The 12,716-nt window shown below is 75.5% G+C and carries 10 protein-coding genes; 8 read left to right on the top strand and 2 right to left on the bottom strand.

What is annotated here, in order from left to right:
* Window positions 1-152: 152 nt before the first annotated feature.
* The 6 genes from GHR20_RS01240 (at window position 153) to GHR20_RS01215 (ending at window position 8,396) form a co-directional block, all read left to right on the top strand.
* Window positions 153-1,127, top strand: a complete 975-nt coding sequence (locus GHR20_RS01240) for a UbiA family prenyltransferase (protein ID WP_153811875.1) — start codon at window positions 153-155, stop codon at window positions 1,125-1,127.
* Window positions 1,124-2,494 (top strand): FAD-dependent oxidoreductase, encoded by a 1,371-nt coding sequence (locus tag GHR20_RS01235; RefSeq protein ID WP_153811874.1) that lies wholly within the window; start codon window positions 1,124-1,126, stop codon window positions 2,492-2,494. Before GHR20_RS01240 ends, GHR20_RS01235 begins: the two co-directional genes overlap by 4 nt.
* The gene (locus tag GHR20_RS01230; protein WP_243877848.1) at window positions 2,481-4,052 is read left to right on the top strand and encodes a class I adenylate-forming enzyme family protein; all 1,572 of its coding nucleotides are present in this window, start codon (window positions 2,481-2,483) and stop codon (window positions 4,050-4,052) included. The genes GHR20_RS01235 and GHR20_RS01230 overlap by 14 nt, the downstream gene beginning before the upstream one ends.
* A gap of 128 nt (window positions 4,053-4,180) precedes the next feature.
* Window positions 4,181-4,990: a methyltransferase gene (locus GHR20_RS01225; RefSeq protein WP_153811873.1), complete on the top strand. Its 810-nt coding sequence runs from the start codon at window positions 4,181-4,183 to the stop codon at window positions 4,988-4,990.
* Window positions 4,987-6,717, top strand: coding sequence for a CoA transferase (locus tag GHR20_RS01220; protein WP_243877846.1), 1,731 nt, complete (start codon window positions 4,987-4,989; stop codon window positions 6,715-6,717). The genes GHR20_RS01225 and GHR20_RS01220 overlap by 4 nt, the downstream gene beginning before the upstream one ends.
* Entirely contained in the window at window positions 6,714-8,396 is a 1,683-nt protein-coding gene (locus GHR20_RS01215) for a class I adenylate-forming enzyme family protein (protein WP_153811872.1), read from the top strand. The genes GHR20_RS01220 and GHR20_RS01215 overlap by 4 nt, the downstream gene beginning before the upstream one ends.
* Before the next feature lie 198 nt (window positions 8,397-8,594).
* Here the strand turns inward: GHR20_RS01215 and GHR20_RS01210 are convergent, their stop codons facing one another.
* Window positions 8,595-9,527: a L,D-transpeptidase gene (locus tag GHR20_RS01210; protein ID WP_111581958.1), complete on the bottom strand. Its 933-nt coding sequence runs from the start codon at window positions 9,525-9,527 to the stop codon at window positions 8,595-8,597.
* 282 nt (window positions 9,528-9,809) lie between these two features.
* The gene (locus GHR20_RS01205; RefSeq protein ID WP_153811871.1) at window positions 9,810-10,283 is read right to left on the bottom strand and encodes a hypothetical protein; all 474 of its coding nucleotides are present in this window, start codon (window positions 10,281-10,283) and stop codon (window positions 9,810-9,812) included.
* Between the two features lie 188 nt (window positions 10,284-10,471).
* Between GHR20_RS01205 and GHR20_RS01200 the strand changes: the two genes are divergently transcribed.
* Window positions 10,472-11,851 carry a Fic family protein gene (locus tag GHR20_RS01200; protein WP_243877844.1) on the top strand — a complete coding sequence of 460 codons (1,380 nt, stop codon included), beginning with the start codon at window positions 10,472-10,474 and terminating at the stop codon, window positions 11,849-11,851.
* A gap of 92 nt (window positions 11,852-11,943) precedes the next feature.
* Window positions 11,944-12,465, top strand: a complete 522-nt coding sequence (locus tag GHR20_RS01195; RefSeq protein ID WP_153811870.1) for a DinB family protein — start codon at window positions 11,944-11,946, stop codon at window positions 12,463-12,465.
* Window positions 12,466-12,716: the final 251 nt, after the last annotated feature.

The raw sequence follows: 12,716 nt of genomic DNA, 5'->3' as shown, positions 1-12,716 counted from the left end.
GCCGCCCGCTACGACGCACCACCCACCCGGCACCGACCACCCACCCGGCAGACCGTCCGCCCGCGCGCCCGCACCTTCCCGAACCCTGACCACTCTTCCCCGACCCCCGACCCCCGACCACCCCTCCCAGAGACCCGACCCGAAAAGGCCCCATGACCGACAGCATCGTGGCCGGCCGTCCCACGGCCACCACCCACGCTCCCAGCAGGCCGCGCGCCTACGCGCGGCTCGGCAAGCTGGACGTGTACGACTACTACCTCGGCGTCTTCCTCGCCCTGGCCGCCGCCCTGTTCCCGCTCGACGCCTTCACCGCCCGCAAGGCCCTGGTCCTGGCGCTGTTCCTGGTCGGGGAGATCGCCGTCCTGATGGCGATGGTCGCCCTGGACGACGTCACCGGGTTCCGCGACGGCAGCGACCTCGCCAACTACGGCCCCGACAACCCCCTGCGCAGCAAGGCGCGCAAGCCCCTGGTCGCCGGGGTGCTGACGGTGCCCCAGGCGCTGCGCTTCGCCTGGACCTGCGCGGTGGCGGGCGTGCTCCTATGGACGGCCGCCGGCGCGCTCGCCCCGCACCGCCCGCTGTGGGCACTGGTCGCCGCGGGCGCGCTGTTCGTGGTGTCACTCCAGTACTCGTACGGTCTGAAGATCAGCTATCACGGTTTCCAGGAGGCGTTCCTGGTCGCCCTCGGCGCCGTGCTCGTGATCGTCCCCTACGGCCTGCTGACGGGGGAGTTCGCCGGCTTCCTGATGGTGCAGGCGGTGCTGTTCGGGTTCGGCCCGCTGATGTTCGGGGTCTACTCCAACACCAACGACGTCGAGGGCGACCGGGCCGTGGGCCGTCCCACCGTGGCCGCGCTGGTCTCGGAGCGGGGCAACGCCGTCTTCATCGGGGCGCTGTCGGCCGCCGAGTTCCTCATCGGCGCGTTCGCCTCACTGACCGGCACGGCCCCCTGGTGGTTCGTGCTGCTGATGCTCCCCGCGACCGCGCTGCGCACCCGGCAGTACCTGACCGGGTTCGTCCGCGGCGACATCATGACCGCCCGCCGCACCGGTTTCACGGTGCACCGGCTCAGCGTGGTGCTGATGACCGCGGCCAACGTCCTCGTCGGCTGGGGGGCCACCCGATGACACCCGAACTGGACGTCGCCGTCGTCGGCGCGGGCATCGCCGGACTGACCGCCGCCCACGAACTGCGCCGCGCCGGACTCTCCGTCCGCGTCTACGAGCAACTCCCGGACGTGGGCGGCCGGATGCGCAGCCTGCGCCACGAGGGCTGGACCGTGGACACCGGCGCCGAACAGGTCGCCTCCCACGGCTACCGCGCCACCTGGGAACTGCTGAGCCGCCTCGGCGTCACCCCGGCCGAGGTGCCCCGGGTCGGCGGCGGGGTGGCCGTCTGGCGCGGCGGGCGCGCCCGCCCGGGCGTGGGGGAGCGCACGGCCGTGCTCACCGGCGCCGGACTCTCCGCCCGCGCCCGCCGCGATCTGGCCGCCTTCTCCGCCTGGTCCGGCCGCCGCGCCGCCGGGTTCGACGGCGACCGCCCCGAACGCACCCCGCTCGGCGCCACCACCGTCCGCGAGGCCACCGCGCGCTACCACCGCGACCTGCACGACTACCTCTTCCAGCCGGTCGCGGGCTGCTTCTTCGGCTGGGACACCGCACGCTCGGCCGCCGCCCCGCTGGTCAGCCTGCTGCGGGAGGCCGGTTCCCCGAGCAGCTGGCGCACCTACCGCCAGGGCATGGACTTCCTCGCCCGCCGGCTCGCCGCCGACATCGAGGTGGTCACCGGGTGCACCGTGCGCGAGGTGGTCGACGCGGGCGGCCACGCCGTCCTGCGCTGCGCCGACGGCGAGGTCAGGGCACGGGCCGCGGTGCTCGCCGTACCCGCGCCCGTCGCGGCGGCCCTGCGCCCCGAACTAACTGCCGGGGAAAGGCCGTTCCTCACCGCCTGCACCTTCACCCCGATGCTGAAGGTCAGCTGCCTGCTGGACCGCCCGCTCGCCCCGGCCGCCCGCCGCCCGGTGCACATCATGCTCACCCCGGCCGCCGAGGAGCGGATGCTCTCCGGCGTCGTCGTGGACCACGCCAAGGACCCGGGGCGCGCCCCCGACGGCCGCGGCCTCGTCACCCTCGTGGCCGCCCCGCGCCAGGTTCCCGACCTGCTGGACGCCGACCCGGACGAGGCCGCCGACCTGCTCGTCCACGCGGCCGAACGCTACGTCCCCGGCATCGGCGCCGCCCGCCGCCACCACTTCACGCACGCCTTCCGCGACGGCCTGCCCGAAGCCACCCCCGCGGCCCTCGCCGAACGCGCCGCCTTCCTCCGACGGCCGGTGCGCGCGGTGGAGTACGCCGGTGACTGGGTGATGCTGCGGCCCGCGTCCGAAGGCGCCGTCCGCGCGGGCGCGCTCGCCGCCTCCCGCGTCCTGAGCAGGCTCGGCCGGTCCCGCGAGGCCGGCCCCGACCGACTGGAGAAGTCCGTTGCGACCGCATGACATGGGCACCCTGTTCGACGAGGCCGCGGCGAGCGGCGCCCGCACCGTGTTCCACCTCGACCGGCCCCTCGACATCGCCCCGGACGCCGGAACCCGCTGGAGCGTCCCGGAACTCGCGGACCTCGTCCGGGTGACCGCCACCCGGCTGGCCGCCGCCGGGGTGCGGCCCGGGGACCGGGTCGCGATCGTCAAGGACAACCACTGGGACTACGACCTGCTCGCCTGCGCCGCCGTCCGCGCCGGCGCCGTCCCCGCGCTGCTGTCCGCCCGGCTGGAGCCGGAGACCCTGCGCACGCTGCTGGAGCGGCTGCGCCCGGCCGCGCTCGTCACCACCACCGCGCTGCTCGCCCACTGCCGGGCCGCGAGCCCACCGGTCCGCGTCACCCTCGACGCCGAGGCGCCCGGCGCCCTCCACCTCGCCACCCTGGACGCGGGCCGGCCCCGCCCGCCGGTACGACGGTCCGACGACGACCCCCTCGTCATCCACCACACCTCGGGCACGACCGGGGTGCCCAAGCTGGTCGTCCACTCCACCCGCACCCTCGTGCACAAACTCGCCCGCTTCGAGGCGGTGCGCTACCCGGGAATCGGCATCCGCCGGGACGACGTCCTGCTCAACGCCAGCGCGTACGCCCACGGCCGGGCCTTCTGCTGGACGGCGGTGGTCCTGTCCACCCCGCCCGCCGAGGTCGTCCTGCTCACCGGCGACGACCCGGACACCGCCGACCCCCTGCTGCGGACCCACCCGCCCACCGTCGTCGAGGCGCTGCCCGCCACCTACGTACGGATGCGGCCGCTCACCACCCGACTGGACAACCCCTTCCGGCGGGTCCGCCTCTACGTCAGCACCTACGACGCGGTCCACCCGCCCGTCCTGCGCGCCTATCTGACGGCGACCCGCCACGCCCGCCCGATGTGGCTGCAGGGCTGGGGGCAGACCGAGACCGGACCGCTGACCTTCCGCTTCCACACCCGGCGCGCCGCGCTGGCCCGGGACACGCGGTCCACGGCGCGGCGGCTGGGCCGCCCGGTACCGGGCCGGACCCGGCTGCGCGCGGTGGACCCGGACACCCTGCGCCCCGTGCCGCGCGGCCGCCCCGGGCTGCTCCTGGTGCGCACCGCCGCCCTCGCCCTCGGCTACCTCGCCGAGGACGAACGCTGGGACGCCAAACGGGTCGGCGGCTGGTGGTCCACAGGCGACATCGGGGTGCTCCACCGCGACGGCGGCGTCAGCGTCCTGGACCGCGAGGTCGACAGCCTGCCCCACCTGAGCTGCCTGCGGACCGAGGACCTGCTGGAGGAACGGCTGCCCGAGGCCCTGGAGTGCGTGCTCCTCGGCGCCACCGACGGCGATCCGCTGCCCGTGGTCGTCACCGCCGACGGCCAACTCGACCCGGGCGCCTGGAAAGAGGCCACGAACGGCCTACCGGCGCTGCGTGAACCGGCCGTCCTCAGCTGGGACGATGTGCCCCGCACCGGCACCGGCAAGGTGCGCCGCGCCGCCCTGGCGCGCCGCCTCACCGGCACCGGGCCCGCGGGCACCGGCCGCTGGACCTGACGGACCCGCCCACGACCGGCCCGCGCGGACTCCGTACCCGTGGGCCGCGCCGTGACCGGCCGAGCCCTCGGCGGAACTCCGCGAAATTCGGCGTATCCCGGTGAAACTCGATGGAAGGAGCCACCCCCATGGCACCGCCGGCCCCCGCCCGCGCGGTCTTCGGCAACGGCACCGCGCACAGCCGCGACCAGCACCGCTGTCTGGAGGCCGCCTACGATCCGGTGACCCTGCCCCGCCTGGCCGCCGCCGGTGTCGGCCCGGGCTGGCACTGTCTGGAGATCGGCGCGGGCGGCGGCAGCATCGCCCGCTGGCTGGCCGGGCGCGTCGCGCCGGGCGGCTCGGTGCTCGCCACCGACCGCGACCCCCGCGACCTCGTCCCGGGCCCGCACCTGGCGGTCGCCGCGCTCGACGTGGCCCGCGACCCGCTGCCCGAGTCGGCCTACGACCTGATCGTGGCGCGCCTGGTGCTCCAGCACGTGCCCGCCCGCGACGCCGTCCTGCCCCGGCTGGTACGAGCCCTGCGGCCCGGCGGACTGCTCCAGATCGACGAGATCGACGCCTCCTACGAGCCCCCGCTGCTGACCCCGGACCCGGCGGCCGAGGCGCTGTACGTCCGCTTCCTGCGGGCCAAGTCGGCCGCGATGCGCGCCGCGGGCGGCGACCCGCACTGGGGACAGCGGGTGCCCGCCGCCCTGCGCGCGGCGGGGCTGACCGGCATCGACGCGCACCTGCACATCGGCGTCCGGCACGCCCAGGACCCCGGCCTGGGGCTCCAGTCGAACCACACCCGCAACCTCCGCGACCGGCTGATCGGGCAGGGCATGACCGAGGAAGAGCTGGAGCAGGTACGGCGGTTGATGCGGGACCCGTCGTTTAGCGCCGCCTCCAGCGTCTTCTACTCGGTGCAGGGCCGGCGGCCCGGCGGGGCGGGCAGGTGAGCCCGCGTACCGCCGTACGGCCGGTGGTCGCCGCCGCCGTCGCCGACCGGCTGCTGCGGCACACCGCCCCGGGCGCCCCGGCGGCGCGCCCCACCCTCGACTGGGCGGGCCCGGTCGGCATGGATCTGCCGGACGAGCGTGCCGTACAGGCCGCGTGCGGGCTCATGCACCTGCACGGCCGGGCCACCGGCGGCCCGGCCCCGCTCGCCGTCGACTACGCCTCGGTGGTGGCCGGGGTCCTGGCCGCCCAGGGGGTCACCGCCGCCGGGATCGGGCGGGCGCGCGGGCTGGACCTGTGCGAGGTGCGGACCTCGGTCGCGCAGGGGGCGCTGCTGGCGGCCGGCCAGTACCTCGCCGCCGCGACGGCCCGCGCACCCGATGACCGGCCCCCGGGAGCGGAGTCGTACCCGGCCGGTCTCGCGACCCTGGAGACGTCCGACGGCGCCCGCGTGGAGCTGGAGACCCTCGACCCGCTGGCCTGGCGGGAGTTCTGGGCCCGGCTCGGGGTACCGCCCGCCGTCGCGGGCCGCGGCTGGGGGCCCTTCCAGCAGCGGTTCGCCACCGCCGTATGCCCGTTGCCCGACGCCCTGCGCGCGGCCGCCCGCGGCCGTACCCTGCCGGACCTGCGGGCCGCCGCATACGACACCGGCGTCAGCCTCCTCACCCTCGGCGCCGACCCCGACCCGCCCGTCCGCCCGGACCCCTGGCGGCTCACCCCCGGGCATCCGGGTCCCCGGCTGCGGGCGCCCGGACCGGCGCACCCGGCCGTCGGCGTGCCCGCGCCGCGCTCCGGGGGCGCCGCGCTCCTGCCGCTCGCGGGCCTGCGGGTGGTGGAGTCCACGCGCCGGGTGCAGGGCCCCCTCGCCGGACACGTCCTCGGGATGCTGGGCGCCGAGGTGATCAGGATCGAGCCCCCGGGCGGCGACCCGATGCGCTGGCTGCCCCCGCTCGCCGGAGACACCTCGGCCCGGTTCACGGCCCTCAACGCGGGCAAACGGGTCGTCGAGGCCGACCTCACGACCGCGCGCGGCCGGGAGACGGTACGAGCGCTGGCGGCCGAGGCCGACGCCTTCGTGCACAACTGGGCCCCGGGCAAGGCCGGCCGGTTCGGCCTGGCCGCCCCGGACCTGCTCGCCGCCCGGCCCGCCCTGGTGTACGCCTGGGCGTCCGGCTTCGGCGACACCCTCGGCGACCGGCCGCCCCTCGGCACCGACTACCTCGCCCAGGTGCACAGCGGACTCGCCGCCGCCGCACGCCCCGCCGACGAACCCCCGGCCCCCTCCCTGCTGACCCTCACCGACGTCCTCGGCGGACTGGTGTGCGCCCAGGGCGTGCTGGCCGCGCTGGCGCACCGGGAACGGACCGGGCGGGGCGGCCGGGTCGAGTCCAGCCTGGTCTCCGCCGCCGCGCTGGTCCCGCGCCCCGCGCACCGGGTCCGCTGGACCGCGCTGGACCGCCCGCTGCGCACCGCGGACGGTCATCTGTACCTCGGCCCCGAGGCCCGTGCCCGCCCCGAGGCGGCGCGCCGGCTGCTGGACCGCACCGGCCGGTCGTCCCTCACCACCGAGGAGTGGACACGGCGTCTGGCCGAAGCGGGCCTGACCGCCACCCCCGTACACACCGACCTGGCCGCCCTGGCGGACGACCCCGCCTTCAAGGCGGCCGTCGCACCACCGGACACGCTCATCGGCCACGCCCGGCCGCACGCGCCCTGGGAGTTCGCATGACTGTCGCCGCCCCCGCCACCCTCCCCGCGGCCCGCGGCGGACACCCGGCGTGGACCTCTCGCGCCGGCGTGCTCTTCCCCGACCTGGTGCCCCGGGCCCGGCGCCTGGCCTGGGTGCGCGAGGGACTGTGCCCGGACACCGACCTGTACACCCTGTTCACCGCCCGGGTGGGCGAACACCCGGACCGGGCCGCCCTGGTGGACGACGCCGGGACGCTGAGCTACGCGGCCCTCGGCGCCGAAGTCCGCCGCCTCGCCGCCCTGTTCGACCGGTCGGGCCTCGCCGCCGGGGACGTGGTGGCACTGCGGCTGCCCGACGGACGCGACGCCGTGGCCGCCGAACTCGCCGTGTACGCGCTCGGCGCGGTCGCCCTGCCCCTGCCCCCGAGCGGCGACGACCGCGACACCCGGGCCCTGCTCGCCCGCTCCCGGGCCCGCGCCGCCGTCCTCGCCCCGGACCGGCCCATCCCGGCCCTCGCGGACCTTCCCCACCTGGCCACCCTGTACGTCCCCGGCCCGGACCGCGCGGGCGCGCTCGGCCTGCATCCGCCCCGGCCCCGGGCGCCCGAGTCCTGGCAGCCCGGCCCCGTCGACCCCTACGGGCCCGCCCGGATTCTGGTGTCCTCCGGCTCCGAGACCGAGCCCAAGATGGTCGCCTACAGCCATCACGCCTTCGCCGGCGGCCGCGCCCGCTACGTCCGCGCCCTGCACCCGGACCCCGAGGTGCCGCCCCGCCACCTCGTCCTCGTCCCGCTGGCCTCCTCCTTCGGCTCCCTCGGCACCCCGGTCACCCTCGCCGTGCTCGGCGGCACCCTGATCGTGGCGGCCCGCTTCGACCCGGCGGACGCGCTGCGCCTGGTCGCCGAACACCGCCCCACCCACCTGTTCGCGGTGCCCACCATGCTGCGCCGCATCGCCGACCTCCCGGCCCGGCCGGGCGAGGACACCTCGTCGCTGCGCGCCGTCGTCTCCAGCGGCGCCGCCCTGCCCCCGGCGATCGCGGCCGCCTGCCGTCGGCGCCTCGGCCGCCCGGTGGTGACCGTCTACGGCTCCTCGGACGGCGTCAACTGCCATACGGCGGGGGAGAGCCGGCCCGCGGACGACAGCGCCGGCACCCCCGACCCCGGGGTCGCCCGCATCCGGATCACCGGCCCCGACGGCACCCCGCGGCCCGCCGGACAGCCGGGCCAGATCGAGGCGCTGGGCCCGATGACACCCCTGTGCTACGTCAACGCGCCCGAACTGGACGCCCGTTACCGCACCCCCGACGGCTGGGTGCGCACCGGTGACCTGGGTCGCCTGGACGAGCACGGCAGGCTGCACGTCCTCGGCCGGCTCAAGCGCGTCGTCGTACGCGGCGGCCTCAACATCAGCCTCGCCGAGGTGGAACACGAGCTGGGTCACCACCCGTCCGTCACCGAGGCGGTGTGCGTCCCGGTGCCCGACCCGGACCTCGGGGAACGCCTGTGCGCCTGCGTCCGCCCGGCCCCCGGCACGCCCCCGCTCACTCGCGCCGACCTCACCACCCACCTGCTCGCCCGCGGGCTGGGCCGCCGCAAACACCCCGAACTCCTGCTGCTGGTCGACGAGATGCCCCTCGGTCCCACGGGCAAGATCTGCCACCGGACGCTGACGGCGTGGGCGACCCGGCAGCGGGACGGCGGCCGACCGGGGGAGTGAGGGACCGGTCCCCCGGGACCCCGGGGCTGGGGTCGGGACGATGCCCGGCGTGGACGACCGCGGCCGCGCCGCGCGACGAGGCGTGGACGAGGACCTTTCGTCCTCGTCCACGCGCTCGTCGTCACGACGCGGCCGATGGACGGCCACCCCGACGCGACGCCGCGGCGGGGGCCGTCCGAGCCATCGGGCGGCGGTCGGTCAGAGCGCCGTGGTCGTGCCCTCCCCGGAGGCGCTGCCCGCGAGCCACTGGGTCCAGTCCAGGTTGAAGTCCGCGTAGCCGTTGTCCGGATCCGCCTTGGCCCGGGAGGAGCCCGTGATGGTGATGGGGTCGCCTTGCTTGACCTGGCCGTAGAACCACTTGGCGTCCGACAGGGACAGGTGGACGCAGCCGTGCGAGCCGCGGGCGCTGCCGCCGCCCGGCGTGGGGTCGCCGGTCGAGTAGTGGACGTACGTACCGCTCTGGGTCAGGTGCACGTCCCAGGGCAGCGTCAGGTCGTAGTAGTTGGGGCTGCCCTTGTCGCAGCTGATGCCGACGCTGCAGGAGGTCATGTGGACCTTCTCCTGCTTGTCGATGACGGCCATCGTGCCGTTCCACGTCGGGTACTCGGGGCTGCCGGCGTTGATGGACAGGGTGCGCACCGGCTTGCCGCCACGGGTCACCTTCATGGTGTGGCCGGTGACCGAGACGTCCGCGCGGACGTCGTCGCCGATCGTGAAGGTGTGCGTGTAGTCGCGCACGCCGTAGCGTCCGGCGCCGTTGCTGACGCCCTGCATGTCGGCGTCGATCTTCACCTTCGTGCCGGAGGGCCAGTAGTCCTTCGGCCGCCAGTCGGCGCGCTTGTCGCCGAACCAGTGCCAGGCACCGGCCACCGGCGTGGAGGTGCTGACCTTCATGTGCTTCTCCACCGCGGCCCGCGCCTTGGCCGCCACGGGGTTGGTGAACACGACCGAGATGGGCATGGCCACGCCCACCGTGGTGCCGTTCTGCGGGGTGATCGTGTCCAGCAGCATCGGCGGACCCGCGGGCTTCGTCGGTGAGGGCGAGGCGCTCGCGGTCGACTTGCCCGGCGCCTTCGCGTCACCGCCGACCGTGTCGGAGCCACTTCCGCCGCCGCAGGCACTCGCACCCATCAGCACGGCACCCGTGACCAGTGCGATCCCTATGCTGCCCTTGCGCCGTCCCACTGCCTACCCCGCTCTCTCGTACCTTCGGCCCTGACGGGCCCGACTCCCTGCCAGACAAGGAGAAGGCGGACCTCAGTTGCGTGTCCCGCGCAAAGAGTGTCCCAAACTCTCCTGTGAGTGGTCGGACCGGGGAACGGCGCTCGGCGCCCCTCGCCCTGTCCACCGGACCCTGCCCAGCGCCGCCCCCCGCGAACCTGCCCCGCGCACCGGGACGTTGGCCCCCGTCGCTCAGCAGCCGTCGTGTTCCGGCTCGATCGCCATCCTGCTGCCGCTCTCGCGCAGCCGGGCATCCGTATAGGCGTTCCTGGCGACCCGGTACCAGAGATGGTCCCGGGAGCGCTTGCCGCCCACGTCGTCCAGCATGACGCACCAGCGCTCCCGGCGGATCACGCGGCGGTAGGTCTCCGTGCCCTGCCGCACCTTCGTGCACACGGTCGTCGTCCTGGTCGTGTACCAGGTGCGTTTCTTGCTGCCGCGTCGGGACGTGTCGCGCACCCGCCCGGATTCCGCGTGGCAGTGCCTGACCATGTGCGGCCGCGTCGCGAGCCGGCTCGTCGCCGGCACCCGCCGGGTGGTGTCCAGCAGTCCCGACACCTTCCGCGGCGGGTCCGAACAGCCCCCGAGCGCGGCCGCGACGACCAGGACCACCGCGACGAGCACCGACCGGCGTCCACGCGCCGGCCGGCGTATGTGGTGCTGCACGTTCCTCCTCCATTCGCCACCCCGGGAGCGAACGACCATCTCGCGCCCCCGGCAGGTGTGAGCCCCCGGGAGTATGTCGGACCACCACCGGAACCCGGAACCCGCCGCACACGGGCGAGGACGCCGGCCCGGCACGGCGAGCCGTAATCCATTTGAACCACGGGCGGTCGAACGGACAGGCTGACGCGGTGGATATCACCTTGTCCCCGCGCCTGTTGGACTGGTCCGATGTGGACCCCGCCCGGTACCCCTTCGACATGGCCTCGGCGTCGCGGGTGGTGCGGTCGCTCGGTCCCGCCCTCAGGGTGCCCGTCCGCCCCGATGTCCCCGCCGGCGATCCGGCGATGCACGCCTGGAGCTGGGAGGAGGGCAGGCCCTGGGCCGACGCCATGGCACACGCGCTCGCCGAGCACTACGGCCCCTGGACCGCGGGCTGGCGCTGGGCGCACGACGAAGGCGACTACGACGGGGGACCGGTCGGGAGCTGGTGCTGCCCACGGGACTCGATCACGACCCCGCAGGAGACGCTCGACCGTGTCGTGGCGGCGCTGTGCGAATGGCGTGAGTGGCTGGAGGGCCTCGCCCGTTGGTTCGAGCCGTACCCGCTGGACCTGGCCGGGGTCGAGGACCAGCGGATCCTGTGGCAGCGCGTCGCCCGGAACCTGATCCGGCACGTGACCGACCGCACCGGCTGCGGCAGCGGCTGGTACGGACACTGCGAGCAGGTCCTGGGCTGGTTCCTCAGCCGCTGGGGCGTGGCACCCGAGGTCGCGGACGAACTGGTCGAGGAGGCGATCGGGGGGCGGTTCGAGAGCTGGACCGGCCCCGATCCGGTCCTGGTGGAGGACGTCGCGGACCGGCTCGCCGGCTCGCTGCGGCCCGAGGACCGCGCCCGACCGGCCGCCGGCCCCGTACCGGACCACCTCGAACGGTGGCTCGCCGTACGCCGGACGGTCCCCTGGCAGGACGCTCCGGACGACGGCGAGCAGGGACCCCTGACCCCGCCGCGCGACGGCGTGGCGGAGGACATCCGGGCCTTCGACGGCGCCGTGGACCCGGCCCGCGCGCAGGGCCTGCTCACCGCCCTGGAACTGATCCGGGCCGACGCCGCGCGCGGCGCCACGCTCGACTTCGAACTGCTCCGGAGCTGGCAGCGGCACGTCCTCGGCACAGCGCAGCCACCGCCGTTCCGCACCCTGCCGGCCTTCGCCAAACGGGGCCGGGAACGCTACGGCATCGGCCCGGACACCCGGGCCCGCCTCGATGCCTGCCTGGCGGAGAGCGCCCGGGACGCGGGGCGGCCGCTTCCCCTCGTCGCCCGGGCCGCACGCGCCCATCTCGACGTCTGCTTCTTCCACCCCTTCGACGACGGCAACGCCCGGGCCGCCCTCCTCGCCCTCCTCTTCGTCCTCGCCCGCGAGGGCCTCTCACCCGACGGGGTCGGCCTGATCCGTCGCTGCTCCTTCCGGGCCGACGACCCCGCGGACGCGCTGTCCCTCGCCCGCTCCATCGGCTTCCACCTCGCGGACACCCGACGCAAGGTGTCCGCCGCCGACCCGGCCTCCTGACCCCGGGTGCCACCGGCCCGGGGCCGAGCGAGCGGGCCCAATGCCGGAGGAACTCCGCACAGGGGAGCGGCAATTCAGGAACCCTGGGTGTCATGAGCGAGAACCTGAACGAATCAGTCCCGGGCGGTGAGGCCGGCGCGCTGCTCCGGGTTCTGGACGGGCAGCGGCGCCACGTCCTCGGCATGCCCGACGGGCTCGACCCGGAGGATCTGCGCCGCCCCGTGCTGCCGTCCGGCCGGCACTGCCTCGGCATGGTCCAGCACCTCACGCTGGACGTGGAGCGGTTCTGGTTCCGCGCGGTCGTCGCCGGGGACGAGGCGGTCGTCCGGGGCCTGACGGGCGGTGACACGGCTTGGCGGGTGGCTCCGGACGTACCGGCCGCCGATGTGCTCGACCGGTACCGGCGGGAGGCGGAGCGCGCCGACGCCGTCATCACCGCCACCCCCGTCGACGCGCCGCCGGCCTGGTGGCCCCGCGACCTCTTCGGTGAACCGCACCTGCATTCCATGCGCGACGTCCTGCTGCATGTCATCACGGAGACCGCGTGTCACGCCGGCCACCTCGACGCGGCCCGTGAACTCCTCGCCGGCCGCCGCTGGATGGTCCTCACATGAGCCTTCCGGCCCGGCCCCCGGACATGAGCCTTCCGGCCCGGCCCCGGCAGGAAATCGAACATGCGTGGCCGGTCCCGCCAGCGGCTTGGCTCGATCATGTACGGGCGCGACGCGGTGATCGTCTTGTGCGGACCGCCGCGTCCCGCCCCGGCCCTCGCGGAGATGGCGCAATGCCGCCTGTCGGCCCGATAAACCGTGTTCAATTTTTTATCACCGCTTCGGAGTAAGCCCACCGGTATTCCGGAGGCGGG

This window comes from Streptomyces sp. SUK 48, from assembly GCF_009650765.1.
In the GTDB taxonomy this organism is placed as follows: domain Bacteria; phylum Actinomycetota; class Actinomycetes; order Streptomycetales; family Streptomycetaceae; genus Streptomyces.
Note: the sequence above shows the minus strand (reverse complement) of the source record. Positions and strands in the feature narration are given on the sequence as shown.